Source organism: Nonomuraea sp. NPDC054003 (assembly GCF_055585125.1).
Genome location: NZ_JBVJKR010000007.1, coordinates 331,143 through 355,005, shown reverse-complemented (window position 1 = coordinate 355,005; position 23,863 = coordinate 331,143). Strand labels below are relative to the sequence as shown.

Annotated in this window: 25 protein-coding genes; 13 read left to right on the top strand and 12 right to left on the bottom strand. The window is 72.2% G+C overall.

Annotated elements, in window-relative coordinates:
* Positions 1-163: 163 nt before the first annotated feature.
* The 3 genes from ACZ6YG_RS20945 to ACZ6YG_RS20935 are packed head-to-tail and all read left to right on the top strand — an operon-like array spanning position 164 to position 4,327.
* Positions 164-1,297: an alpha/beta hydrolase family protein gene (locus ACZ6YG_RS20945; protein WP_271279670.1), complete on the top strand. Its 1,134-nt coding sequence runs from the start codon at positions 164-166 to the stop codon at positions 1,295-1,297.
* Positions 1,298-1,329: 32 nt separating this feature from the next.
* Positions 1,330-2,343, top strand: coding sequence for a cyclase family protein (locus ACZ6YG_RS20940; RefSeq protein ID WP_466018943.1), 1,014 nt, complete (start codon positions 1,330-1,332; stop codon positions 2,341-2,343).
* A gap of 25 nt (positions 2,344-2,368) precedes the next feature.
* Positions 2,369-4,327 carry an AMP-binding protein gene (locus tag ACZ6YG_RS20935; protein ID WP_466018942.1) on the top strand — a complete coding sequence of 653 codons (1,959 nt, stop codon included), beginning with the start codon at positions 2,369-2,371 and terminating at the stop codon, positions 4,325-4,327.
* 66 nt (positions 4,328-4,393) lie between these two features.
* Here ACZ6YG_RS20935 and ACZ6YG_RS20930 read toward each other — a convergent pair whose 3' ends face one another.
* Genes ACZ6YG_RS20930 through ACZ6YG_RS20920 form a run of 3 tightly spaced genes read right to left on the bottom strand, consistent with a single transcriptional unit; the run spans position 4,394 to position 7,157 of the window.
* Positions 4,394-5,326 (bottom strand): NAD-dependent epimerase/dehydratase family protein, encoded by a 933-nt coding sequence (locus tag ACZ6YG_RS20930; protein ID WP_466018941.1) that lies wholly within the window; start codon positions 5,324-5,326, stop codon positions 4,394-4,396.
* Between the two features lie 56 nt (positions 5,327-5,382).
* Positions 5,383-6,159, bottom strand: coding sequence for an SDR family NAD(P)-dependent oxidoreductase (locus tag ACZ6YG_RS20925; RefSeq protein WP_466018940.1), 777 nt, complete (start codon positions 6,157-6,159; stop codon positions 5,383-5,385).
* Positions 6,156-7,157, bottom strand: coding sequence for an alpha/beta hydrolase (locus ACZ6YG_RS20920; protein WP_466018939.1), 1,002 nt, complete (start codon positions 7,155-7,157; stop codon positions 6,156-6,158). The genes ACZ6YG_RS20925 and ACZ6YG_RS20920 overlap by 4 nt, the downstream gene beginning before the upstream one ends.
* Positions 7,158-7,332: 175 nt before the next feature.
* On the opposite strand from ACZ6YG_RS20920, the gene ACZ6YG_RS20915 reads away from it, so the two are divergent.
* Positions 7,333-7,794, top strand: a complete 462-nt coding sequence (locus tag ACZ6YG_RS20915; RefSeq protein ID WP_466018938.1) for a pyridoxamine 5'-phosphate oxidase family protein — start codon at positions 7,333-7,335, stop codon at positions 7,792-7,794.
* Here the strand turns inward: ACZ6YG_RS20915 and ACZ6YG_RS20910 are convergent.
* The gene (locus ACZ6YG_RS20910; RefSeq protein WP_466018937.1) at positions 7,791-8,729 is read right to left on the bottom strand and encodes an LLM class flavin-dependent oxidoreductase; all 939 of its coding nucleotides are present in this window, start codon (positions 8,727-8,729) and stop codon (positions 7,791-7,793) included. The genes ACZ6YG_RS20915 and ACZ6YG_RS20910 overlap by 4 nt on opposite strands.
* Before the next feature lie 152 nt (positions 8,730-8,881).
* On the opposite strand from ACZ6YG_RS20910, the gene ACZ6YG_RS20905 reads away from it, so the two are divergent.
* The 9 genes from ACZ6YG_RS20905 (at position 8,882) to ACZ6YG_RS20865 (ending at position 16,014) form a co-directional block, all read left to right on the top strand.
* Complete coding sequence (locus ACZ6YG_RS20905) at positions 8,882-9,352, top strand: FAS1-like dehydratase domain-containing protein (RefSeq protein ID WP_271279677.1); 471 nt, start codon at positions 8,882-8,884, stop codon at positions 9,350-9,352.
* The gene (locus ACZ6YG_RS20900) at positions 9,349-9,759 is read left to right on the top strand and encodes a MaoC/PaaZ C-terminal domain-containing protein (RefSeq protein ID WP_219548170.1); all 411 of its coding nucleotides are present in this window, start codon (positions 9,349-9,351) and stop codon (positions 9,757-9,759) included. Before ACZ6YG_RS20905 ends, ACZ6YG_RS20900 begins: the two co-directional genes overlap by 4 nt.
* 26 nt (positions 9,760-9,785) lie before the next feature.
* Positions 9,786-10,775 (top strand): aldo/keto reductase, encoded by a 990-nt coding sequence (locus tag ACZ6YG_RS20895; protein ID WP_466018936.1) that lies wholly within the window; start codon positions 9,786-9,788, stop codon positions 10,773-10,775.
* 127 nt (positions 10,776-10,902) lie between these two features.
* On the top strand, positions 10,903-12,084 hold the full coding sequence (locus tag ACZ6YG_RS20890; protein WP_148030947.1) for an ABC transporter substrate-binding protein: 1,182 nt from the start codon (positions 10,903-10,905) through the stop codon (positions 12,082-12,084).
* Positions 12,085-12,171: 87 nt separating this feature from the next.
* Positions 12,172-12,657 (top strand): VOC family protein, encoded by a 486-nt coding sequence (locus tag ACZ6YG_RS20885; protein ID WP_271280498.1) that lies wholly within the window; start codon positions 12,172-12,174, stop codon positions 12,655-12,657.
* Positions 12,658-12,794: 137 nt separating this feature from the next.
* A complete protein-coding gene (locus tag ACZ6YG_RS20880; RefSeq protein ID WP_271280497.1) occupies positions 12,795-13,646 on the top strand; it encodes a branched-chain amino acid ABC transporter permease in 852 nt (283 codons plus the stop codon).
* Complete coding sequence (locus ACZ6YG_RS20875; protein ID WP_219547143.1) at positions 13,639-14,547, top strand: branched-chain amino acid ABC transporter permease; 909 nt, start codon at positions 13,639-13,641, stop codon at positions 14,545-14,547. The genes ACZ6YG_RS20880 and ACZ6YG_RS20875 overlap by 8 nt, the downstream gene beginning before the upstream one ends.
* Positions 14,544-15,332, top strand: a complete 789-nt coding sequence (locus tag ACZ6YG_RS20870; RefSeq protein ID WP_148030943.1) for an ABC transporter ATP-binding protein — start codon at positions 14,544-14,546, stop codon at positions 15,330-15,332. Before ACZ6YG_RS20875 ends, ACZ6YG_RS20870 begins: the two co-directional genes overlap by 4 nt.
* Positions 15,319-16,014: an ABC transporter ATP-binding protein gene (locus ACZ6YG_RS20865; RefSeq protein ID WP_148030942.1), complete on the top strand. Its 696-nt coding sequence runs from the start codon at positions 15,319-15,321 to the stop codon at positions 16,012-16,014. Before ACZ6YG_RS20870 ends, ACZ6YG_RS20865 begins: the two co-directional genes overlap by 14 nt.
* 80 nt (positions 16,015-16,094) lie before the next feature.
* Here the strand turns inward: ACZ6YG_RS20865 and ACZ6YG_RS20860 are convergent, their stop codons facing one another.
* The 8 genes from ACZ6YG_RS20860 to ACZ6YG_RS20825 all read right to left on the bottom strand — a co-directional run bounded on the left by ACZ6YG_RS20860 (position 16,095) and on the right by ACZ6YG_RS20825 (position 23,767).
* Entirely contained in the window at positions 16,095-17,243 is a 1,149-nt protein-coding gene (locus ACZ6YG_RS20860; RefSeq protein WP_148030941.1) for an acetyl-CoA C-acetyltransferase, read from the bottom strand.
* 81 nt (positions 17,244-17,324) lie between these two features.
* Positions 17,325-18,479, bottom strand: a complete 1,155-nt coding sequence (locus tag ACZ6YG_RS20855) for an acyl-CoA dehydrogenase family protein (protein ID WP_466018935.1) — start codon at positions 18,477-18,479, stop codon at positions 17,325-17,327.
* Between the two features lie 29 nt (positions 18,480-18,508).
* Positions 18,509-19,687, bottom strand: a complete 1,179-nt coding sequence (locus tag ACZ6YG_RS20850) for a CaiB/BaiF CoA transferase family protein (RefSeq protein WP_466018934.1) — start codon at positions 19,685-19,687, stop codon at positions 18,509-18,511.
* 148 nt (positions 19,688-19,835) lie between these two features.
* The gene (locus ACZ6YG_RS20845; protein ID WP_148030938.1) at positions 19,836-20,519 is read right to left on the bottom strand and encodes a GntR family transcriptional regulator; all 684 of its coding nucleotides are present in this window, start codon (positions 20,517-20,519) and stop codon (positions 19,836-19,838) included.
* 186 nt (positions 20,520-20,705) lie between these two features.
* Entirely contained in the window at positions 20,706-21,449 is a 744-nt protein-coding gene (locus tag ACZ6YG_RS20840) for a sulfite exporter TauE/SafE family protein (protein ID WP_148030937.1), read from the bottom strand.
* Positions 21,450-21,492: 43 nt separating this feature from the next.
* A complete protein-coding gene (locus tag ACZ6YG_RS20835) occupies positions 21,493-22,062 on the bottom strand; it encodes a rhodanese-like domain-containing protein (RefSeq protein WP_271280314.1) in 570 nt (189 codons plus the stop codon).
* Positions 22,063-22,086: 24 nt separating this feature from the next.
* The gene (locus ACZ6YG_RS20830) at positions 22,087-23,421 is read right to left on the bottom strand and encodes an MBL fold metallo-hydrolase (RefSeq protein ID WP_271280315.1); all 1,335 of its coding nucleotides are present in this window, start codon (positions 23,419-23,421) and stop codon (positions 22,087-22,089) included.
* Positions 23,422-23,497: 76 nt separating this feature from the next.
* Positions 23,498-23,767 (bottom strand): metal-sensitive transcriptional regulator, encoded by a 270-nt coding sequence (locus ACZ6YG_RS20825; protein ID WP_148030934.1) that lies wholly within the window; start codon positions 23,765-23,767, stop codon positions 23,498-23,500.
* Positions 23,768-23,863: the final 96 nt, after the last annotated feature.

The window sequence follows — 23,863 nt, the reverse complement described above, 5'->3', positions numbered from 1 at the left end:
GGTCGTTCGCCAGGCACCGATCGTGCCACCCGGGCATTCTCCGGGCGTCACCCGGGCCGCCTCCGCGGATCCCGGCAGGGCCATAACGACGGTGGTAACGCGGGCCGGATGAGGTGGCTCGTGGAGCCCTCTGCCCCCACCGCACGTGAACGGAGCCCGCACGGTGTTCTATTACTTCCCGGACAACTACATGTGGTCATCGGCCTTCAACCTCGCCCTCATGGCGGGCGGCTCGCTCGGTGAGATGCACCGCTGGCTCGCGCCGCTGCGCGACGGCGAGCCCGAGCCCGAGGCCTGGGGCAAGGCGTGGGCGGGCATGGCCGGCCAGCAGGAGGAGCAGGCCGAGAAGGACCTCCAGGCGGGGCTGCGCCGCAGCGCGGGCCTGCGCTATCTGCGCGCCTCGGTCTACCACGCCAGCGGCGAGCGGCAGATCGCCCCCGGCCCCGAGAAGACGGCCAGCTACCGCGCCGCGCTCGACGCGTTCGAGAAGGCCGTCGAGCTGGCGCCGCTGAACGTGGAGCGCATCGAGGTCCCCTCCCCCGACGGCGTCCTGCCCGGCTACCTCATCCCCGCCCGCACCGCCGAGCCCGCCCCCGTCGTGATCTTCTACGGCGGCTTCGACGTCACCAAGGAGATCCTGTACGGCTTCGTCGAGGAGGAGTTCGTCCGCCGCGGCATCACCTGCCTGGTGATGGACAGCCCCGGCGTGGGCGAGCCGCTCCGGCTGCGGAACGTGCCCTCCCGGCCCGACTACGAGGTCCCCACCGGGGCCGTCATCGACTACCTGGAGACCCGCGCGGACGTGGACGCCGACCGCATCGGCGTCATGGGCATCAGCCTCGGCGGCTACTACGCGCCGCGGTCGGCCGCGTTCGAACCGCGGATCAAGGCGTGCGCGGCCTGGGGCGGCATCTGGGACTGGGGCGCCACCTGGGAGAAGCGCTGGGCCACCCGGTCCAAGACGGTCTCGGTGCCGTGGTTCCAGCTCCCCTGGGTGATGGGCACCGACACGATGGAGGCCGGCCTGGAGCGGGTGCGGCAGTGGACGCTCGTGGACGTGCTGCCCAAGCTCACACAGCCGCTGCTGATCGTGCACGGCGAGAACGACCGCCAGGTCGCCGTCGAAGACGCGCACAAGGCGTACGAGGCGGCTGGCTCGGCCGACAAGACCCTGCGGATCTTCACCGTCGCGGAAGGCGGCGCCGAGCACTGCCAGACCGACGAGCCCGACCCCGCCCGGCAGCTCATCGCCGACTGGTTCGCCCAGCGCTTCGGCACGCTGCCCGCGCAGTCCTGAGTCCCGTTCCGCGACGATGGGGAGACATTGACGTGAGCACCGACACTGACGTGAGCACCGGCACTGACGTGAGCACCGGCACCGCCGGGGACGGCCGCGGAAAGGTGACGCTGGACGACGTCCACGCCCTGTGCGAGCGATACCGCAACTGGGGCAAGTGGGGCCCCGACGACCAGATCGGCACGCTCAACTACATCGAGCCGGAGATGGTCGTCGCCGCCTCCGCGCTCGTCCGCCAGGGCAAGGTGATCTCCTGCGCGCTGCCGTACGACGGCGACGGCCCGCAGAACGGCTGGGGCGGCCGGGTGAACCCGATCCACCTCATGCTGCAGGACGGCGGCGACGCCGCCATCGGCGCCCAGGACCACATGGCCAGGCTCCGCTACGCCGACGACGCCGTCTACATGCCGTTGCAGTCAGGCACCCAGTGGGACGCCCTGTCGCACGTGTTCTACGAGGGCAAGATGTACAACGGCTTCGGTCAGGAGCACGTCTCCAGCACCGGAGCGGGCAAGTGCGGCATCGAGCTGACCACCGAGAAGGTCGTCGGCCGGGGGGTGCTGCTCGACATCCCCCGCCACCGCGGCGTGCCGTGGCTGGAGCCCGGTCAGGGCATCGACAGCGCCGAACTCGCCGCCTGCGCCGAGGCGCAGGGCGTCACCGTCGGCCGCGGCGACTTCGTCCTGGTCCGCACCGGGCACATCGCCATGTGCCGGGCGCGGGGCTCGTGGGGCGACTACGCGGCCGGCGACGCCCCCGGCCTCTCGCTCGACTCCGCGCACTGGATCTGCGGCAACGAGATCGCCGGCGTCGCCACCGACACCTGGGGCATGGAGGTCCGGCCCAACGAGACGGACGAGATCTTCCAGCCGGTGCACATCGTGCTGCTCGTCAACGCCGGCCTGCTGATCGGCGAGATCTTCGACCTGGAGAAGCTCGCCGACGACTGCGCCGCCGACGGCGTCTACGAGTTCATGTTCGCCGCCGGGCCGCTGCCGTTCACCAAGGCGGTCGGGTCCCCGCTGAACCCGCTGGCGATCAAATGACCCCGCCCGCCTTCCGGAGATTCCCGTGAACGTCGACGAGCTGAACCGGCTCCCCATCGCGTGGGAGCCCGACCCCGCCGCCTTCCCCGGCACCCCGCTCGGCCGGATGGCCGCCCGGCACGGCCTCACCTCGGTCGACGAGGTCGCCGACCGCGCCGCGGCCGACCCAGGATGGTTCTGGGCCGCCGCCGCGGACGACGTCGGGCTGCGCTGGCGGCGCCCGTACGAGAAGGTCCTCGACCTGTCCGACGGCCCCGAGTTCCCGCACTGGTTCAAGGGCGGCGGACTCAACTGGGCGGACTACGCCGTCGACCGCTGGATCGACGAGGGCCGCGCCGGGGCCGAGGCGATCGTCTGGGAGGGCGACGACGGCGCGGTGCGCACCCTCACCTACGGCGAGCTGAAGGAGCAGATCGACCGCGCCGCCGGCGCGTTCGCCGCGCGCGGGGTCGGCGCCGGCGACGTGGTCGCGCTGTTCCTGCCGATGGTGCCGGAGGCCGCCGTCGTCATGCTCGCCGCCGCGAAGATCGGCGCCGTCGTGGCCCCGTTCTTCAGCGGGTTCGGCCCCGGACCCGTCCGCGAGCGGCTGCTCGACTCGGGGGCGAAGCTCATGGTCACGGCCGACGGGTTCGAGCGGCGCGGCAAGCTCGTGCCGCTCAAGGAGACCGCCGACGAGGCCGCCGCCGACGCCCCCGGCCTGCGCACCGTGCTCGTGGTCCGCCGTCTCGGCCGCGACATCCCGCTCGTGCCCGGCCGCGACGAGTGGTGGGACGAGGCGACGGCCGCCGCCGAGCCGATGACCGAGACCCCGGTCTTCGACGCCGAGACCCCCTGCGTCCTGCTGTACTCGTCCGGCAGCACCGGCCGGCCCAAGGGCTGCCTGCACACCCACGCCGGGCTGCCGTTCAAGTTCGCGCAGGAGGCCAGGCACGGCTTCGGCATGGACGTCGGCGAGCGCCTCATGTGGGTCACCGACATGGGCTGGGTCATGGGGGCCTACGTGGTGACGGCCGCGTTCACCAACGGCGGCACCGCCGTCCTGTACGAGGGCACGCCCGACCATCCCACCCCCGACCGCCTCTGGTCGGTCGTCGAGCGTCACCGCGTCACCGCGCTCGGCGTCTCCCCCACCCTCATCCGGGTCCTCGCCGGTCTCGGTGACCGGTGGCCGGACGCCCACGCGCTCCCCGACCTGCGGGTCATCTGCAGCACCGGGGAGCCGTGGAACCTGGAGCCCTGGTGGTGGTGCTTCCGCCACGTCGGCAAGGGCCGCACTCCCATCGTCAACATGAGCGGCGGCACCGAATGCGGCGCCTCCATCGTGAGCGGCTCCGTGCACCGCCCGATCAAGCCGGCGGGCTTCTCCGCCCCCTCGCTCGGCATGGCCGCCGACGTCTTCGACCCCGACGGCCGCCCCGTCCGCGGCCAGGTCGGCGAACTCGTCGTCCGCGCCCCCTGGCCCGGCATGACCAAGGGCCTGTGGGACGGCCCGGAACGCTACCTGTCCACCTACTGGAGCCGCTTCCCCGGCAACTGGCAGCAGGGCGACTTCGCCTACGTCGACCCCGACGGCCACTGGTTCCTGCTCGGCCGCTCCGACGACACCATCATGCTCGCCGGCAAGCGCGTGGGCCCCGCCGAGATCGAGTCCCTCCTCGTCGACGACCCCGCCGTCGTGGAGGCCGCCGCGGTGGGCGTCCCCGACGACCTCAAGGGCGAGGCCCTCGTCTGCTTCGTCGTCCTCACCGGGGACGCCGACCCGGCCGAGGTCCTCCCGCGCCTGGAGCAGTCGATCGTGGCCCGCGAGGGCAAGGCCACCCGTCCCAAGGCCGTCCACGCGGTCGCGGCCCTGCCGAAGACCCGCAACGGCAAGGTGATGCGCCGCGTCGCCCGCGCCGTCTACATCGGCGCCGATCCCGGCGACGTCACCGCCCTGGAGAGCCGGGAACCGCTGACCGGCTTCCCGCGCCGGGACAGCGTCTGAACAGGGCCTGATCCTCGACAACGAACCCCGCGCCGCCGTTCGGGCGACGCGGGGTTCGTCTCGTGGTCAGGCGGTCTCGGAGCGCTTCTCCTTGACGATGTCGGCGAGCGCGTCCTCCAGGGACCAGCGGGTCGTGTAGCCGTACTCCCGGCGGAAGAGGGAGTCGTCGAAGTTCATGGGCCAGCGGTGGTCGGCGTCGCCGGGTTCGATGGTGGCGCCGGGGATGAGCTTGCGTGCGACCTCCACCATGTCGCCGATGCTGCGGTAGTCGCCGCGTACGTGGTAGACGTGGCTCGACGGGACCGGGCCCTCGCTCGCGCGGACGAACGCGTCGGCGGTGTCATGGATGTAGACCATGTTCATCATCGAGCCGCCGTGGTAGGCGGGCCTGCCCGGCTCGCCGGCGAGCGGCTTGGTGACCAGTTCGTCGATGAGCCGGCGGGCGGTGCCGATGAGGCAGGCGGCGCCGTACGCGAGGCCGATGCGGATGGAGGTGTTCGTGACGCCGAGGGCGCGCAGGTAGTACTCGCCCATGGTCTCGCCGAAGATCTTGCTGCCTTCGTACACGTCGCCCCCGTGGATGCGGGCGTCCTCGGCGATGGGGCGGGCGGGGTCGTGGTGTGCCGGGCTGAAGAGGGCCGCGCTGCTCGCCAGGACGGTGCGTGACACGCCTAGCAGGCGGGCGGCTTCCAGGACGTTGTAGGTGCCGACGACGTTGGACTGGATGCACTGGCCGCGCTGGCTGGCGGAGCGGTCGTGGAGTTCGGCGGCCAGGTGGATGATCCGGTCCACGCGGTGGGTGCTCACCAGGTCGGCGACGAGGGAGAAGTCGGTGACGTCGCCTTCGACGAAGGTGAGAGCGGACGGGTCGGGGGCGGCCGGCTCGCGGGCCCAGTCGGGGCGGCGGTCGAGCGCGATCACCGGGTGGCCGTCGCGCAGCAGCCGGTCGACGACGTACGAGCCGATGAATCCGGTGGCGCCGGTGACCAGATAGGTCATTGCGGGTCTCCTGATGGGTGAGGCGGGGGAACGCGGGATGCTGGGGTGGCCGGGCGTCAGCCGCCGGGCCGGAAACCGCCGTCGATCTGCAGGGCGGCGCCGGTGACCGACCGCGCCGCGTCGGAGGCGAGGTAGGCGAAGGCGGACGCGGTCTCTTCCGGCTCGATCATGCGGCCGAGCGACATCGTCGCGGTGTACCGCTGTTCCAGGTCCGCCAGGTCCGCCATGTCAAGGCCGCCGGTCGCGGCGGCGAAGATGCCGGTGCGGGTGGGGCCGGGCAGGACGGCGTTGACGCGGATGCCGTCGCGGCCGTACGCGGCGGCGAGTGAGCGGGTCAGGTGGACGACCGCGGCCTTGGCCAGGCCGTACGCGGGGAAGGCCGGGGTGGGCCAGAGCGCGGCCGTCGACGCGGTGTTGAGGATGACGCCGCCGCCGTTGGGGCGCATGCGGGCCACGGCGGACCGGCAGCCGTGCCAGACGCCGGCGACGCAGACGCGCCAGACCTGGTCGAACTCGTCGTCGGCGTCGTCCTCGTGGAGGGATCCGCCGGCGATCACGCCGGCGTTGTTCACCGCGATGTCGCAGCGGCCGAAGCGGTCCATCGCGACCTGGAACGCGCGGTCCACCTGGCCGGCGTGGCGGACGTCGGTGCGCTGGAAGACCACCCGCGCACCGGAGGGGTCGATCTCGGCGGCCGCTCCGGCCGCGGAGTCCGCGTAATCGGCGAGCACCACGCGCGCGCCGTCGGCCACGAAGCGTTCGACGGTGGCGCGGCCGATGCCGGAGCCGCCGCCGGTGACCACAGCCACCCGGCCGTCGAGGGGGTCGGTCATGACGCCGCCCCGGGCGGCAGGTGCTCGGCGAGGAACGCGCCGGCCAGGTCGGCGGTGGTGTCGACCAGTTCGCCCATGGGGCCGCCGTGACCGCCGTGCGGCAGCAGGTGCAGCGCCTTGGGCTCGCCGGAGCGGGCGTGCAGGGCGAGGGAGTGCTCGGCCGGGATGACCGTGTCGTCGCCGGGGGTGATCAGGCACAGGGCGCGGGGGGCGATCGCGGAGACCAGCTGCTCGGGAGAGAAGCCGAGGGCGAGCCGGGCGTTCTCCAGCGGGTAGCCCTCGGGATAGGCGGTGGCGATGAGCGCGGCCTCGGCGTCGGCGGCCGGGCTCGGCGGCAGCGGCATGAGCGTGCCGAGCGGCACCCGCTCGCCGAGGCCGGTGCGCACCCGTTCCGCCTCGTCCCGGGCGACCCGGTCCAGGAAGGCGGGCCAGGATCCCGGGCCGTGCGGGCCGCCGTGCGGGCCGCCGTTCAGGTCGCCGTGCGGGCCGCCATGCGGGCCCGCGTGCAGGTCGCGTAGCCAGCGGCGGCCGTCGGCGAGCGGGACGAGGGCGACGCAGGCGCGGAGGCGTTCGTCGGCGGCCGCGGCGGCGACCGCGATGGCCCCTCCGAAGCTGGCGCCGATCACGCCCAGCGCCGAGCCGTCGATCTCCGGCCGGCCCGCCAGGTAGGTGGCGGCGTTGGAGACGTCGCGGACCTGCTCGTACGGGTCGCAGCGCAGCCGGGCGCCTTCGCTGCGGCCGAAGCCGCGATGGTCGAGGGCGAGCACGGCGTAGCCGCGCCGCGCGAGGCGGCCGGCGAGCGGCAGGACGCGGAAGTTGACCGCGCCGCTCCAGCCGTGGCTGGCGATGAGGGCGGGCATGGCCCCCGCCCGCTCCCGGGGCGTGACCAGGACGCCGTTCAGCCGCAGGCCGTCGCTGTAGAAGTGCACGATCTCGGTGTCGACCCGCGGACCGTCCGGAAGGTCGAGCCGGATCTCGTTGTCGGCCGGGACGATCATCGTGGCAGGGCTCCCGTCCGGGTCAGAGCGGGGCTGATCAACATGGGGCTCATGGATTCGGGGCTCACCGCTGACACGTAACGCGGTCCCCCATTACCTCCCGCGTTACGCCGTGCGCCGCCGCCCCGGGGTATGCCCTGGCGGCTGTAGTGGGCGCGGGAGAAAGGAGCCCGCCATGGGTGACAGGCCGCTGCCGATCGAGCCGGGTGAACGGCTGGACTACCTGCTGTCGCGTAAGAGTCTGCAGCTCGCGACGCTGGATCCGGACGGGGCGCCGCATCTGGCCACGATGTGGTTCGGGGTGCTCGACGGCGAGATCGTGATGTGGACGCAGCGTACGTCGGTGAAGGCGCGCAACCTGCGCAACGACCCGCGCGTGGCGTGCCTGGTGGATTCGGGAGAGGATTACGGCAGCCTGAAGGGCCTGTCGGTGACCGGCCGTGCGGAGCTCGTCGAGGACGACGAGGGGATGCTGCGCATCGGTGAGGCGATCGTCTCGCGCAACTTCCCGGAGCCGGGCCGGCCGGACTACCGGGAGATGGCGCTGTCGGGCGCGCGGGTCGGCATCGTCGTGCATGCCGACCGCTGGGCGAGCTGGGACTTCGCCCGTTCGGCGGCGCGCCGGCCAGCCGGTTAGCCGGTCGAGGCCGCCGTGATCGCGGGCAGGAGCCCGCCGAGCACGGCGGCCTGGTGCCGCGGCGACTCGTCCAGCGGGTGCAGGATCAGGTCGGTGACGCCGAGGCCGGCCAGCTCGGCGAGTTGTTCCGCGCAGGTCGCCACGTCGCCGTGGACAGTGGCCTCGCGGCCGTGGTCGGGGGTGCCGTAGAAGGCGCCGAACCAGGCGTCGATCGTCCGGTGGGCGCGGGCCCGGTCGGGCTCGACCAGCAGGTACACGCGCTTGGCGACGCTGAAGGAGTCGCGGGCTCGGCCTTCCTGCTCGGCGACCTCGTCCAGGCGGACGGCCAGCTCCGCGAAGCGGGCGGTGGGCTGCCGACCTGCCGCCACCCAGCCGGACCCGAGGCGCAGCGCCCGGCGCAGCGCCGGGACCGAACCGCCGCCGACCCACAGCGGGGGCGGCGCGACCGGGCGCGGGGTCACCGTGACGTCGGCGAAGGGCCAGATGGGGCCGTCGTGGGTGACGCCGGTCCCGGTCCACAGGCGGTGCACCGCCGTCAGGAACTCGTCCAGGACCGCGCCCGGCCGGTCCTCCCAGTCGCCCAGCCGGAGCGCGGGGAACAGGCGGCGGTCACCGCTGCCGACGCCGACCACGAGCCGGCCGCCGGTGAGGCGGTCGAGCGAGGCGAGCTGCTTGGCCGCCGCGATCGGGCCCCGGCCGGGGGCGACGAGGACGGCGATGCCGAGCCGGACGCGGGTCGTGTGCGCGGCGGCGAAGCCCAGCAGCGCGATCGGCTCAGGAGTGGGCATGCGCCCGGCGAGCTGGTCGAGGGTCCACAGCGCGTCGACGGACGTGGCCTCGACGCCGCCGAACCAGGCGGCGATGGCGGCGGGGGCGGCGCCGGCGAAGCTCAGCGGCAGGTTGAGCCCGATGCGCGGGCGTGGGGCGGCGGGCACGTGGACCTCCTCGGCGAGGGCGTCGCCGTCGCGGACAGAGGGCCGCCAGCGTGCCGGGCGCGCCGTTACCTGCGACGTTACGAACCGGGCTCGTAACCCCGGGGCGAACGGCGAGGCGGGAGAGTCACGGCCGACAACCAGGAGGCACGAGCATGGCAGTCGAGCGGTTCCCGGTCGAGGGGGGCCACATCATGATGTTCGCGCGGGCCGTCGGGGATCCCCACCCGGCCTACCACGGCGCGATCACCGGCACTCCGGCGATCGCCCCGCCCACGTTCGTCTGGGCGGCCGACCACTACGACCCGGACAGCGCCGTCCGGCCGAAGCCTGACGAGCCCTGGCTGGGCTCGGGCGCGACGCCCTCCGGAGCGCCCCCCGCCGACGGCGCGGGTCTCGGCCTCCACGCCGAGCAGCGGTACGAGTACCACCGGCCGGTGCGCGAGGGCGACGTGCTCAGCGCGGTGGACCGTCCGGGCAGGACCTGGCGGAAGGAGGGACGGCGGGGCGGCGCGCTCACCTTCACCGAGAAGATCACGGAGTACCGCGACCAGGAGGGCGAGCCGGTCGTCACCGCGACGATGGTGACGGTGACCACCTCCACCACGGTGGGGGCGGGCGGATGACGGCCGTGACGGCGGGCGACACCAGGGAGCTGGTGCTCGTCCGCGATCTGACGAGGACACGGATAGTCCAGTACGCGGGAGCTTCGGGCGACTTCAACCCGGTGCACACCGACGAGCGGTTCGCGGTGGAGGCCGCCGGTTACCCGTCGGTGTTCGCGCACGGGATGCTCACGATGGGCATGGCGGGCCGGGTGCTGACCGACTGGTTCGGGCCCGAGTCGCTGCTGCGGTACGAGGCGCGGTTCCGCGCCCAGGTGTTCCCGGGGGCGACGCTCACCGCCCGCGCCCGGGTGGAGTCGGTGCACGGCGACGGGACGGCCGCGGTCGCGCTGACCGTGACCGACGGGCAGGACGCGGTGGTGATGACGGGGAACGCCGTCGTGCGCGCGTCCGCAGAAGCGAAATGACCTCCGCGGATCGAGGAGACGTTGTCATGCCGGATGGAAACCCGCTGATCGGCCGTGTCGGATTCGGCAGCGGCACCATGATCGCGCAAGGGTACGGACAGGTGGACGAGGACGCGGCCCGGGGCGCGGTCGAGGCCTCCTACCAGGCGGGGGTGCGCTTCTACGACACGGCGCACTTCTACGGCTCGGGCCGGTCGGAGGCGATCGTCGGCGAGATCCTCCAGGGCCGGCGCGACGAGGTGCGGCTGTGCACCAAGGGCGGCGTGCGCTACACCGACCCGACGAACCTGCTGACCCTGGTCTGCGACTCCTCCTACGACGCGCTGCGCCGGTTCATGGAGGAGTCGCTGACCCGGCTGCGCACCGACCACGTCGACGTCTACCTGCTGCACCAGTTCGATCCGGCCCTCACCCCCGAGCAGCAGATGGAGAACCTGCTGCGCCTCAAGGAGGAGGGGCTCGCCCGCGACGTCGGCTTCTGCAACTTCGGCGCCGAGGCGGCCAGGCGGGCGCTGGCCACCGGCATCCCGACCGCCGTCGAGTACAGCTTCAGCCTGCTCGACCACCGTTACCTGAACGAGCTCGCCGCCTCGGGCGAGCGCGGCGGCCTGCGCATCACCTATGGCTCGTACGTGCACGGCCTGCTGTCGGAGGACTTCACCGACGACCACGAGTTCGACCCCGACGACTGGCGGGGCCGCAGCCGCCGCGAGGGGCGTTCCGGCACGTCGGGCAACGTGTTCTTCGCCGGTGACGCGTTCGCCGCCAATCTGGCGATCGCCCGGCGGCTGCGCGCGCTCGCCGACCCGCTGGGGCTCTCGCTCGCCGCGTTCGTCCTGGCCCTGACGGTGCGCCAGCCGTACTCCGATGTCGCGCTGTTCGGCTGCCGCGACGCGGCGGAGGTGGCGGACGGCCTCAGCGGGTTGTCCGCCGACCTGGACGACGAGACCCTCGCCCGCGCCGCGGAGATCCTGGCGACCGCGAACCGACCGGCCGAGAACCTGCTCGGCCTGTGAACCCGCCCTGCGGCGACCGAGCGTAACGGACCCGTTAACGAGGTCTCCGCAGGATCAGGTCCCCCTGACGCATCGCCGTCACATGCTGGTGACTCCGCCGGAGTCGTCGACCCCCCGGAAGGTTGATATGCGAAAGAGCAAACTCGGGATAATCCTCTGTGCGGCACTGCTGGCGGCGGCCTGCGGCTCCGGCGGTGACGAGGGCGGCGACACCGCGCAGGCGGCCGGGCTGCCCTCCACCATCAAGATCGGCGTCCCGCTCGACCTGAGCGGTGCGGCCGGCATCGCGGGCGTGGGGACCAGCGAGCGCGACGGCGTGCGGCTCGCCGCCAAGGAGATCAACGACACCGGCTTCCTCGGCGGCTCGAAGATCGAGCTCGTGGAGATCGACACCAAGGCGGACAAGCAGGAGGCCGTGCAGGCAGTGCTCAAGCTCGCGGCGGACAAGGTCGACGCGGTCGTGGGCTTCACCCTCACCCCGTCGTTCCTCGCCGCGGGGCCGCAGCTCCAGCAGAACGGCATCCCGACGATGGCGGTCGGGCTCTCCGCGGCCGGCGTCACCGAGGTCGGCGACTACATGTTCCGTCTCTATCCGGACATGGCGAACGTGATGCCGCCCGCCGACAAGGAGTTCGCCGAGACGTTCACCGGGCTCAAGACCGCGGCGTACCTGTACCAGAGCGACTCCGAGGCGGCCAAGATCGTCATCGGCAAGCGCAAGGAGACGCTGGAGGCCGCGGGCATCACCACCGTCGGCGAGGAGACCTTCGTCGGCACCGACACCGACGTGCGGGCCCAGCTCACCAAGCTCAAGCAGGCGAACCCTGACGTGCTGGTGACCATGCCCCTGCCCGGCATGATGAGCACGATCTACCTGCAGCTCGACGAGATCGGCTACGACGGCCCGGTGTTCATGGCGCCGGACGTGAGCGACGCCACCATGGAGCAGGCGGGCCAGGCCATGCAGTGCTTCGTGTACGTGACCGCCTGGAACGGCCAGAGCACCGAGGGGAACAACGCGCACTTCCTCGACTACTGGAAGCAGCACGGCGAGAAGCGCTCCGCCACCGTGTTCGAGGCGGCCGGCTACGCGTCGCTCTGGTCGATGGCGCACGCATTCAAGGAGGCGGGCACCACGGACAAGAAGACCGTCCGGGACACGCTCGCCGGGCTGAGCGACATCGACACGCCGTTCGGCAAGATCGGCTTCACCGACAACCGCACCGCCAGCGTCAAGGGCACCAAGCTGCAGATCGTGGACAGCAAGATCACGCTCTTCGACCCGCAGACGGCCGCCGCCTGCAAATAACCCGTCCCTTCAGAGAAGCCGCCGCCCCGGCACGCCACCAGCGTGCCGGGGCGGCGTCGTCACTCGCACGGAGAGAGGACCTCCACCATGACCCTGGGCATCACCCACCTCGTCCACGCCAACGTGGTCTGCGCGGACTTCGACCGGTCGTTCGACTTCTACACCCGCGTGCTCGGCGCCCGCCTGATCGGGCAGGTCTTCGAGTTCGACGCCGCCGCGGACTTCCAGGCGATCCTCGACGTCACGGGCTCGGTGCGCTGCAAGGCCGCGCTGCTGACCTGGAGCGACGACGACGCCGCGACCTACCTCGACCTGCTGTGCTTCGCCGACGAGCGCGGCGAGCCCGTCCCCCGTACGGCCAAGCAGCCCGGCCTGGCCCGGCTGGGCCTGCGCGTCCGCGACATGACGGCCACCCTCGCCCGGATCCGCGAGCACGACGTGCCCGTGGTGGCCGGGCCGGTCACGCTCACCCCCATGCCGGGCCGGCACCGCCACGTGCTCACGATCCGCGACCCGGACGGGACCATGCTGAACCTCATGGAGTTCCCGGAGCTCGGATCCGGCCGTGGTTAACGCCCGTATCGGGACGTAACGGTGGCGTTAACGAGCTGACGGAACGCTGGGCACCTATCTCGTCACACCGAAGTCAGCCTGGTCCCCCAAGGCTGTGAGAGGGAGCGGAGGATGGTGTGCAGCAGACCATTAACGGCTTGGCCTTGGGAAGTACCTACGCCCTGCTGGGCGTAGGCGTCACCTTGGTGTGGGGTGTCCTCGGCATCCTGAATTTCGCGCATGCGCAGATCCTGACCTGGGGCAGCTTCGCCGCCCTGGCGGCCCTGCACCTGGGAGTGCCGGTGCCGCTCGCCATCCTGGTGGGCATGGTGGCGGCCGGCGTGCTGTCGGTGCTCCTCGACCTGGCCGTCCTCGCCCCGCTCCGGGCCCGCAAGGCGCCCGAGTTCTCCTTCGTCGTCGCGACGATCGGCGTCTCGCTCGTGCTCACCACGATCCTGCGCACCTACACCGACGCGCAGACCGAGGCGTTCCCCCGGCAGGGCTTCCCGGTGGGGGCCTTCGAGGTGGCGGGGCAGAACGTGCCGCGGCTCCAGGTCGTCATGCTGGCGATCGCGATCGTGGCGATGGCCGGCCTCGCCTTCTGGCTGAACCGCACCAAGTCGGGGCGGGCGGTGCGGGCGGTCGCCCACAACCGGGAGACCGCCGAACTGCTCGGCGTGAACAGCCAGCTCGTCTTCTCGATCTGCTTCTTCGTCGCCGGCGGCCTCGCCGCCGTGGCCGGCATCTTCGTGGCGGCGTCGGCGGCTCAGGTGTCCTACTCATCGGGTGACGGCCTCCTGCTGGTCGCCTTCGCGGTGATCATCCTCGGCGGCATGGGCTCGGTGAAGGGCGCGATCGTCGGCGGCCTGGTGCTCGGCGTCATCGAGGTGTACGCGACCTCGTACGTGTCCAGCGTGTTCCGGGAGATCATCGCGTTCGCGACCATCCTCGCGGTGCTGGTCGCGCGGCCGTCCGGGTTCTTCGGCAAGAAGGAGGCCGCACGTGTTTGACTGGCTCGAACCGCTCCAGCTCTTCCGGCTGGACACCGCGCTCATCCTCACCCTGCTCGTGGTGAGCGTGCACGTCACGTTCCGGGTCGGCATCATGTCGCTGGCCCCGATGGGATTCGCCGCCGTCGGCGGCTACACGGCCGCCCTCGTCTCCACCAAGACCGAGCTGCCGTTCGCCGTCGGGCTCCTCGCCGCGACGCTGCTCGCGGGGGCGATCGGCGCGCTGTTCGCGCCGCCGGTGCTGCGGCTGCGCGGCATCTACATGGCGCTCGGGAGCCTCGCGCTCGCGCAGGCCATCGTCGTGCTGATCCGGATCAGCGACTTCACCAACGGGCCGAACGGCATCGCCGGCATCCCGGTCGAGGTGAAAACGGAGTACCTCATCATCGCCCTGGCCGTGGCCTTCCTCGTGCTGGAGCTCGGTCACCGCTCCCACTTCGGCCGGGCCGCCAAGGCGGTGCGGCTGGACGAGCGCACCGCCGAGGGCCTGGGCATCAACGTGTTCCGGGTGCGGTTCGTGGCCTTCACCGCCGCCGGCGCGATCGCCGGCTGCGCGGGGGCGCTGGAGGCGCACCGGACCATGGTGATCAGCCCCGACCAGTACGGCTTCGCCACGCTGGTGATCGTGTTCACGTACGTGCTCGTCGGCGGCAACGGGCACTGGGCAGGGCCGGTCCTGCTGACCTGGGGGCTGACGATCCTGCGCGACCTGTTGCAGGTCGCCGGCGGCCACTGGGAGGACATCGTCTACGGCGTGCTGCTCGTGGTGGTGCTGCTGGTGGCGCCGAACGGCCTGTCCGACCGGTCGCTCTACCGGGGGTTGCGACGACGATGGCGGGACCGTGGGAACCCGCCGTCTCCCAAGATCGACGAACCTGCGGAGAAGGTGGCGAGCCCATGACCGCACTCCTGGAACTGTCCGGGGTCAGCAAGCACTTCGGCGGCATGAAGGCCGTGGACGACGTCTCGTTCACCGTGCGGCAGGGCGCCATCTGCGGCCTCATCGGGCCCAACGGCGCTGGCAAGACGACCGTCGTCAACCTCATCAGCGGCTATCTCAAGCCGACGACCGGGACCATCCGGCTCGCCGGGGCGGACGTGGCCGACCTGCGCCCGCACCGCCTCGCCGCCGCGGGCGTCGCCCGCACGTACCAGAACCTGCAGCTCTTCGAGGAGAGCACGGTCCTGGAGAACGTCCTCATCGGCCGTCACCTGTCCTTCAAGGGCCGCCGCTGGCAGATGGGCAGGACCCGCAGGCGGGAGGAGGCCGAGCAGCACGAGGTGGCCCGGCGGCTCATCGACCGCGTCGGACTCACCGGCGTGATCGACGCCGACGTGGCCGAGCTCTCCTACGGCATGCGGCGGCGCGTCGAGATCGCCCGCGCGATGGCCACCGAACCCCGGCTGCTGCTGCTCGACGAGCCCACCGCCGGGATGAACCGCACCGAGTCCGACGAGATCGGCGAGCTCATCCGCTCGATCAACGACGAGGGCGTGACCGTACTGCTCGTCGACCACAACGTCCGGCTCGTCACCGAGGTCTGCCACCGCGTCGTCGTGCTCGACTGGGGCCGCGTCCTCACCGAGGCCGGGCCCACCGAGGTGTGGCAGGACCAACGGGTCAAGACGGCCTATCTCGGCACCCACGACCGTAACGCAGTGGAGGCACCCGATGCTGGTCGTTGAATCCCTCGTCACCCGCTACGGCGCGGTGGAGGCGCTGCACGGGGTGAGCCTCACGGTCGGCACCGGCGAGGCCGTCGCCATCGTCGGCCCGAACGGAGCCGGCAAGACCACCCTGCTGCGGACCATCTCCGGCCTGGTACGGCCCGCCGCCGGCACCGTCGAGATCGACGGCCGCGTGATGGGGCGCACGGCCGCGCACCGGATCGCCCGGCTCGGCGTCAGCCACGTGCCCGAGGGACGGGCCATCCTGTCCACGCTCACCGTGCGGGACAACCTGCTGATGGGCGGCTACCGGCTGCCCGGCGGCGGGGTCGAGGAGCGCATGGCCGAGATGATCGACCTGTTCCCGGTGCTCGGGCGCAAGCTCGACGACCTCGGCGGCGTGCTCTCCGGCGGCGAGCAGCAGATGCTGGCGATCGCGCGCGGGCTCATGGCCAAGCCGCGCCTGCTCATGATCGACGAGCCGTCGATGGGGCTCGCTCCGCGCATCGTCGGGGACGTGCTGGAGGCGCTGAAGCGGGTGGTGGCCACCGGCACCGCCGTGCTGGTAGCGGAGCAGAACGCCGGGCTGGCGCTGGAGGTGGCGGACCGGGCCTACGTGATGGTCGTCGGTGACGTCGTGACCTCCGGCAACAGCGCCGACCTCGACGAGAACCGGCTGCTGGAGACCTACCTGGCCTGACGCGACCTCAGGTGGCCAGGTGGGAACGGCCGGGCCGGCGGTGATCCCGCCGGCCCGGCCGTTTCGTTCCTCGCTCTGCCTCAGAGGCGTTCGATGATGGTGACGTTGGCCTGGCCGCCGCCCTCGCACATCGTCTGCAGGCCGTAGCGGCCGCCGGTGCGCTCCAGGTGGTTGAGCAGCGTCGTCATCAGCCGCGCGCCGGTCGCGCCGAGCGGGTGGCCCAGCGCGATCGCCCCGCCGTTGGGGTTGACCCTGGCCGGGTCGAAGCCGGTCTCCTTCAGCCAGGCGAGCACCACGGGCGCGAACGCCTCGTTGATCTCGACGGCGTCGATGTCGTCCGGCGTCATCTTGGCCCGCCGCAGTGCCCGCTCCGTCGCGGGGATCGGGGCGGACAGCATCATGATCGGATCGTCGGCCATCACGCTCATGTGGTGGATGCGCGCCCGGGGGGTCAGCCCGAGGTGCTTCACCGCGCGCTCGCCGGCGATCAGCAGGGCCGCGGAGCCGTCGCTGATCTGGCTCGCGCAGGCCGCGGTGATGCGCCCGCCGGGCAGCAGCGTGGGCAGCGACCTGATCTTCTCCCAGTTCGGCTCGCGCGGGCCGTCGTCGGCGCCGACGCCGTCGAGCGGCGCGATCTCCGGTTCGAAGAGCTTGTCGGCGTTCGCCCGCAGCGCCCGCTCGTGCGACTCGACGGCGAACTCCTCCATCTGCTCGCGGGAGATGTCCCAGTGGGTGGCCATCATCTCCGCGCCCCGGAACTGGCTGACCTCGCCGTCCCCGAACCGGCCGGTCCACGCCGGCGAGGTGGAGAACGGGTCGTCGAAGCCGAGCGCCCGGCCCGCGTTCGCCGCCGACATCAGCGGCACCATGCTCATGTTCTGCACGCCGCCGGCGACGACGAGGTCCATCGTGCCGCTCATCACGGCCTGCGCGGCGAAGTGCACGGCCTGCTGGGCCGACCCGCACTGCCGGTCGATCGTCACTCCCGGCACGTGCAGCGGGAACCCCGCCGCGAGCCAGCAGGTGCGGGCGATGTCGAACGACTGCGGACCCACCGAGTCCACGTTGCCGAACACGACGTCGTCGACGAGTCCCGGGTCGATCCCGGTCCGCTCGACCAGGGCGCGGATGCTGTGGGCGCCGAGGTCGGCGGGATGGACGGTGCTCAGCGGCCCGCCCCGCTTGGTCACCGGGGTACGGACGGCATCGATGATGAAAGCTTCAGCCATGCCGGGAGGCTACGAGCGCGGCGTTATCCCGGCGTGCGCCGGATGACTGCCCGGCGTTACCCGGCCCGTGCGACCCCGCCGTCAGAAGGGCAGGCCGCCGCGCTCGACGAGTTGCCGGGCGATGACGTCGCGCTGGATCTCGTTGGTGCCCTCGCCCACGATCATCAGCGGGGCGTCGCGGAAGTAGCGCTCGACGTCGAACTCGGTGGAGTAGCCGTAGCCGCCGTGCACCCGGATCGCGTTGAGGGCGATCTCCATCGCGACCTCCGAGCAGAACAGCTTCGCCATGCCCGCCTCCATGTCGCTGCGCTCACCCGAGTCGTAGCGCTCGGCCGCGTACAGCAGCAGACGTCGGGCGGCGGTCAGCTTGGTGCCCATCTCGGCGAGGTGGTTGCCGACGGCCTGGTGCCGCCAGATCGGCCTGCCGAACGACTCCCGCTGCTGGGCGTAGGCGAGCGCGTCGTCGAACGCGGCCCTGGCCACCCCGGTCGCCCGCGCCGCCACCTGGATGCGGCCGATCTCCAGGCCGCGCATCATCTGCGTGAACCCGGCGCCCTCCACGCCGCCGAGCAGCGCGTCCGCCGGGACCCGCGCGCCGTCGAAGACCACCTCACAGCTCTCCACGCCCTTGTAGCCGAGCTTGGGCAGGTCGGCGGTGACGGTGACCCCTGGCACCTTCTCCACCAGCAGGACGGAAAAGCCGCGGTGCCGGGGCTCGGCCGCGGGGTCGGTCTTGCACAGCAGCGCCACCAGACCCGACATGCGGGCGTTGCTGATCCAGGTCTTGGTGCCGTCGATCACGTACCCGTCGCCGTCACGCCTGGCCACGGTGCGCATCGCCTGCAGGTCGGAGCCGCCGCCGGGCTCGGTGAGCGCCATCGTGGCGCGCAGCTCGCCCGTCGCCATCCGCGGCAGGTAGCGGTCCTTCTGCTCCTGGGTGCCGTACGCGAGGATGAGCCTGGCCACCACGGTGTGCCCGCCCATGGCCCCGGCGAGGCTCATCCATCCTCGTGCCAGCTCCTCGGTGATCATCGCGAAGCACGGGGTGGAGACCTGGACGTCGCCGTACGGCTCGGGGATGGCGAGACCGTAGACGCCCATCCGCTTCATCTGGTCGATGAGATCGCCCGGATAGGCGTTGGCGTGCTCCAGCTCCCTCGCGACCGGCCGTACCTCGCGGTCGACGAAGTCGCGCACCGCCTCGACCATGGCCGTCTCTTCGGCGTTCAACGTCATCGGAACTCCTTCGCCGCCCGTGGGGCCGGTCAGATGATCTTCTTGTCGGCGAGGTCGGCGATCTCCCCCGGTGAGCGGCCCAGCTCGGCGAGGACGGCGGCGGTGTGCTCGCCGACGGCCGGCACCGGGTCCATCCGCGGCTCCTCGTCGCCGAGGGAGATCGGGGGGAGCAGCGCGCGGATGGCGCCGCCGGGGGTGTCGACGTCCCGCCACCGCTTGCGCTCCCGCAGCACCGGGTGGTCCAGGAAGTCGCCGACCGTGTTGACGCCGGCGTTCGCGATCCCGGCCCGGTCGAGCAGGGCGGAGGCCTCGGCCGCGCCGAAAGCGGCGAAGCGGGCGTCCACGATCGCCTCCAGGGCGTCGCGGTTGGCCACGCGCAGCGTGTTGGTGGCGAAGCGCGTGTCGGTGGCGAGCTCGGGCGCGCCGAGGAACTCCGCGCAGAACCGCACCCACTCGGTCTCGTTCTGGATCGAGATCAGGACCGTGCGCCCGTCTCCTGCGGTGAACGGCCCGTACGGGGCGATGGTGGCGTGCCGGGCGCCCGCGCGCGGTTGCTGGCGGCCGCTCCCGGCGGTGTAGTGGGCCGGCTGGCCCATCCACTCGGCCAGGGCCTCGAACAGCGAGACCTCCAGGGTGGCGCCCTCGCCCGTGAGCCGCCGCTGGTAGAGGGCGGCGAGGACGGCGCTGAAGCCGTACATCCCGGCGGCGATGTCGGCGACCGAGATGCCGACCCGCGCGGGCTCGTCCGCCGACCCGGTCAGCGAGACCAGGCCGGCCTCGCACTGGGCGAGCAGGTCGTACGCCTTGCGGCCGGCCCACGGGCCGTCGCTGCCCCACCCGGTGATGCCGAGCACGATCTTGCGGGGGTCCCGTGCCCGCACGGCGGCGGCCGACAGGCCGAGCCGGTCGGCCGCGCCCGGCCCGAGGTTCTGCACCAGCACGTCGGACCGGCCGACCAGCTCGTGCAGGATCTCCCGGCCGCGCGGCGACTTCACGTCCAGCGTCACCGATTCTTTGGAACGGTTGAGCCAGACGAAGTAGCTGGACTGTCCGTTGATCGACTCGTCGTAGCGCCGGGCGAAGTCGCCGGAGCCGGGCCGCTCGATCTTGATCACCCGGGCGCCGAGGTCGGCGAGCTGGCGCGTCGCGAACGGCGCGGCCACCGCGTGTTCGAGCGCGACCACGGTGATCCCTGTAAGTGGCAGCACGTCTCCCCTTTCGTCCCGATATAAAATATATTATTGATGCTCGAATCACCAGATGTCTCATGAATCTCGTAGCTGAGCAGGACTTCCCTCCGCACACGGGAGCGCGAAACTCTATAGAGACCGGCCGGCACCTGGCTCCATGAACGGGCTAGGCGGGGTCCTGCTCGCCCGCCGCGCGCTTGTCGAACTGCCTGGCCAGCAGATCCCCGGCGTTGGCGATGTGATCGTGCATCGCCGCCCGCGCCGCCTCCGCGTCCCGGGCGCGCAGGCCCTCCAGGATCTTCGAATGGTCGTGCAGGGTGGCCTGCGGCCACCCCTCGATCTCGGAGTAGAAGCGGGTGGGGATGTACCGCCCGGTCAGGGTCAGCACCCACGTGATCTTGCGGGCGTCCGCGACCAGGTTGATCAGGCGGTGGAAGGCGTGGTTCTTCTCCTCCAGCAGCGCCAGGTCCTTGCGGTACGCCGCCGCGAGCAGCTCGTGATGCAGGGCGTCGAGCTCGTCGAGCTCGTCAGGGGTCGCCCGGACCGCCGCCCGGGCGGCCAGCTCCCCCGAGATCAGCGCGTGCGCCTCGAACAGGTCGCGGATGTCCTGCCCCGTCAGCCGCGCCACCTGGAACCCACGCCGGGGCAGCAGCTCCAGGAAGCCCTCCACGCGCAGCACGTGCAGCGCCTCGCGGGCCGGGGTGGCGGAGATGCTCAGCGCCTGGCCGACCGCCTCAGGCCGGACGGAGTCGCCCGGGCGCCACTGCCCCGACATGATCATGCTTCGCACGTAGGCGGCGGCGTCGTCGCTGAGCTGCGGCCGCCCCGCCTCTGCCGCCCTGGCGCCCATCGCACCACCTCTCGTCTCGGCTCCCCCGGCGCGTGTCGCGCTGAAGATCCTAGACGCGCAGCATCCCGCACGACACCCCGATCGGCTATATTATCCGGCCGATCCGAGCGGATACGGTCGCCGTACCAGGGGTTTCGTCTCTATAGAAGCAGCCACCCGGTGCCGGCGCCAGGGTGCTCCATCCGCCTACAGCGGCGCCTGCTGGACGAGGACGACGACGCCCGTCACCAGGACGAACCAGCCGAACCCGCTGCGCAGCCGGTCGGCGTCGAGGCGGCCCGCGAGGGCGCCGCCGACGAGCCCGCCGGCCACGGCCGCCGCGGTCACCGACAGCGCCAGGGACCAGTCGACGGGCGTGGAGTGCAGGTATCCGGCCAGGCCGGCCAGCGACTTCATGGCGATGACGACCAGTGAGGTGCCCACCGCCGCGCCCATGGGCAGGCCGCCGAGCAGCACCAGCGCGGGCACGACCAGGAAGCCGCCGCCCGCGCCGACGAGCCCGGTCACCAGGCCGACCACGGCGCCTTCGGCGACCACGTGCGGGACGGGCAGCTCTCGCGGGACCGCACGGGTGACACGACGGCCACGGATCATGGCGACGGCGGTGGCGAGCATCATGGCCGCGAAGGCCACCATGAGCAGCGTCTCGGGCAGGTGCGGGCCGATCAGGCCGCCCCCGTACGCGCCCGCCATGCCCGCGGCGCCGAAGATCAGCCCGGTGCGCCAGCGGACGCGCCCGGCCCTGGCGTGGCCGACGGCGCTGACGGCGCTGGTGACGGCCACGACGAACAGCGACATGGCGATGGCCTGCTTGACCGGCACACCTGCCAGGTAGACCAGCAGGGGAACGGTGAGGATGGACCCTCCGCCGCCGAAGAGTCCGAGCGTCATGCCCACCACGACGGCGGCGGCGAGAGTCAAGGCGATCACAGATACCCCCGGGGGTATGTAAAGGACATGAGAAAGCGCCTGGTCAAGGGGCCGAAGGCCCGCGCAGACGGGCGACGGCGGCTTCGACGTCCACCTCGCCGGCGCGGTTGTAGGGCAGTTTGGCCAGCAGCATGCCCATGGCGCAGGTGTCGGTGAGCGCCGCGACCGTCAGGCCCGCGCCGACGAACGCGGCGACGAACACGGCGGCCGGGACCCACAGGCTGGTCACGGCCGAGACGAGCACGATGCTCCCGGCGACGAGCCGGACCTGCCGCTCCAGCGGCCAGCGCGGCCGGCCGCGGTTGACGGGTGCTCCGGAGGCGATCCAGGCGTTCATGCCGCCGTCCAGCACCGCCACGCCGGGCAGTCCGGCCTCGCTGAGCGCTTTGCGGGCCCGCTCGGCCCGGCCGCCGGACTGGCAGACGAGCACCATGCGGCCGCCGGCGTCCTGGACGATGCGTCGCAGGTGGGCGTCCACCTGGTCGAGCGGCAGGTTGACGGCGCCGTCGATGTGGGCGGACTCGAACTCGGACGGGGTGCGGACGTCCACGACGAGGACGCCGGGGTCGGTCGTGATCAGTGCGCGGGCGGTGGCGGTGTCGATGTGGGACACGAAGGTTCTCTCCTGGGAAGGTTGTCAGGCGGTGTGGTGCTGGCGGAGGGCGTCGGCGACCTCGGCGATGCCCGCGCCGTTGAGCGCGACCGGCCGGTAGCCACGGCCGGCGAGGAAGCCGGCGGCGATGGCCGCGCGGCGCCCGGAGGCGCAGGCGACGAGTACGGGTCGCTCCGGGTCGAGCTCGGCGGGCACGCCCTGGACGAACAGGTCGGGCAGGAAGCGCTCCACCGTGCCCGGCAGCCGGACCTGCTCCCGCTCGCTGGGCATCCGGACGTCCAGCAGCTGCGCGCGCGGCTGGGCGAGCCGCTTGACGAAGACGTCGAGCCCGGCGAGCTCGTAGGTCTGCGTGGCGTCCGGGCCGGGATGCCGGACGACGCCCCGCACGGTGTCGATGCCGATCTGGGCGAGCTGCGTGACGGCTTCGGTGACGTCCTGGCCGGGCTCGGCGACCAGCGTGATCGGCTCGGCGTACGGCAGCAGCCAGCCGGTCCAGCTGCCGAAGTCCTCGTCCAGCTCGATGCCGGCCGAGCCGGGCAGCATGCCGCGGGCCTGCACCCCGCGCGGGCGGATGTCCACGACGTGGGAGCCCTCCGGCGCGGCGTCGAGCTCGGGGACGCGCACGGCGGGCATGGGCGGGGCGCCGAGCGTGTTGGCCGGGCCCATGTGCCGGTAGAAGGCCGGGATGGGCATGGGAGCGGTGAGCATGGCGTCGGCGAACTCCTCCGGGTCGTCGATGGCCAGCATCGGGTTGCCCTCGCGCTCGGCTCCGATGGTGGACGTCAACCGGCCGGCGCCGCTGGCGGTGCAGAACGAGCCCTCGCCATGGGTCGGGTACAGCCCGACGCCGGGGGGCAGCGCGGCCAGGCGGTGCAGCGAGCCGTGCTGCAGGCGGGCCAGGGAGCGGGCGCGCTCGGGGCCGAGCAGGTCGGGCCGGCCCGCCGAGGCGACCAGCAGGCTGCCGCCGGAGAAGAGCGCCACCGGCTCGCCGTCGACGAGCACCAGGTAGCTGGTGTGCTCGGGCGTGTGGCCGGGCGTGTGGATGGGCCGGAGGGTCAGGCCGGCGCCGCCGTCGATGTCCTCCAGGTGGAAGGCGGGCGTGTGCCGGTAGGCGGGCGTCGCGGCGGCCGGCAGCACCAGCTCGGCGCCGGTGCGCAGCGCGGCCTGCTCGCCGCCGGAGACGTAGTCGTTGTGGATGTGGGTTTCCAGCACGAACCGCAGCTCGACGTCGCGCTCGGCGGCGGCGTCCAGGAAGCGGCCGATGTCGCGCTGCGGGTCGACGAGGACGCCCTTGCCCTCGTACGTCAGCAGGTAGGTCTGGTCGCCCAGGCCGGGCGTCCGGAAAGAGGTGATGTCCATCGTGCGTCCATTCCCTCAAATACCCCTGGGGGTATAGGAGAGTCAGAAAAACGCGGCCACGACGTGGCCGCGGGTCTCAGGCGAGGGCGAGGAAGAGCTTCTCCAGCTCCGCCACGCTCATGGGCGGCTGGTCGCCGCGGTTCTGCGCGTCCTGGCAGTGCCGCAGACCGGAGGCGACGATCTTGAACCCGGCGCGGTCGAGCGCCTTGGAAACGGCGGCGAGCTGGGTGAGCACCTTCGTGCAGTCCTCCCCCGCCTCGATCATCGCGATCACCCCGGCGAGCTGGCCGTGCGCCCGCTTCAGTCGAGTCAGCGCGTCGCCCACCATGCTCTCGTTCAGCTCCATGACCGCAGCATACCCCTAGGGGTACCCTTCTCCGCAAATCGGGCTCGGGCACGTAGGTCCCGGGGGTCCTGGGAATAGGTCATCGAGGCCGGACTG

What these genes read in the sequence shown, in the direction of transcription:
- ACZ6YG_RS20930 (WP_466018941.1), bottom strand. Translation starts at nt 5,326, where the DNA reads ATGACCTATCTGGTCACCGGCGCCACCGGATTCATCGGCTCGTACGTC.
- ACZ6YG_RS20925 (WP_466018940.1), bottom strand. Translation starts at nt 6,159, where the DNA reads ATGACCGACCCCCTCGACGGCCGGGTGGCTGTGGTCACCGGCGGCGGC.
- ACZ6YG_RS20920 (WP_466018939.1), bottom strand. Translation starts at nt 7,157, where the DNA reads ATGATCGTCCCGGCCGACAACGAGATCCGGCTCGACCTTCCGGACGGT.
- ACZ6YG_RS20915 (WP_466018938.1), top strand. Translation starts at nt 7,333, where the DNA reads ATGGGTGACAGGCCGCTGCCGATCGAGCCGGGTGAACGGCTGGACTAC.
- ACZ6YG_RS20905 (WP_271279677.1), top strand. Translation starts at nt 8,882, where the DNA reads ATGGCAGTCGAGCGGTTCCCGGTCGAGGGGGGCCACATCATGATGTTC.
- ACZ6YG_RS20900 (WP_219548170.1), top strand. Translation starts at nt 9,349, where the DNA reads ATGACGGCCGTGACGGCGGGCGACACCAGGGAGCTGGTGCTCGTCCGC.
- ACZ6YG_RS20895 (WP_466018936.1), top strand. Translation starts at nt 9,786, where the DNA reads ATGCCGGATGGAAACCCGCTGATCGGCCGTGTCGGATTCGGCAGCGGC.
- ACZ6YG_RS20890 (WP_148030947.1), top strand. Translation starts at nt 10,903, where the DNA reads ATGCGAAAGAGCAAACTCGGGATAATCCTCTGTGCGGCACTGCTGGCG.
- ACZ6YG_RS20885 (WP_271280498.1), top strand. Translation starts at nt 12,172, where the DNA reads ATGACCCTGGGCATCACCCACCTCGTCCACGCCAACGTGGTCTGCGCG.
- ACZ6YG_RS20870 (WP_148030943.1), top strand. Translation starts at nt 14,544, where the DNA reads ATGACCGCACTCCTGGAACTGTCCGGGGTCAGCAAGCACTTCGGCGGC.
- ACZ6YG_RS20865 (WP_148030942.1), top strand. Translation starts at nt 15,319, where the DNA reads ATGCTGGTCGTTGAATCCCTCGTCACCCGCTACGGCGCGGTGGAGGCG.
- ACZ6YG_RS20860 (WP_148030941.1), bottom strand. Translation starts at nt 17,243, where the DNA reads ATGGCTGAAGCTTTCATCATCGATGCCGTCCGTACCCCGGTGACCAAG.
- ACZ6YG_RS20855 (WP_466018935.1), bottom strand. Translation starts at nt 18,479, where the DNA reads ATGACGTTGAACGCCGAAGAGACGGCCATGGTCGAGGCGGTGCGCGAC.
- ACZ6YG_RS20845 (WP_148030938.1), bottom strand. Translation starts at nt 20,519, where the DNA reads ATGGGCGCCAGGGCGGCAGAGGCGGGGCGGCCGCAGCTCAGCGACGAC.
- ACZ6YG_RS20830 (WP_271280315.1), bottom strand. Translation starts at nt 23,421, where the DNA reads ATGGACATCACCTCTTTCCGGACGCCCGGCCTGGGCGACCAGACCTAC.
- ACZ6YG_RS20825 (WP_148030934.1), bottom strand. Translation starts at nt 23,767, where the DNA reads ATGGAGCTGAACGAGAGCATGGTGGGCGACGCGCTGACTCGACTGAAG.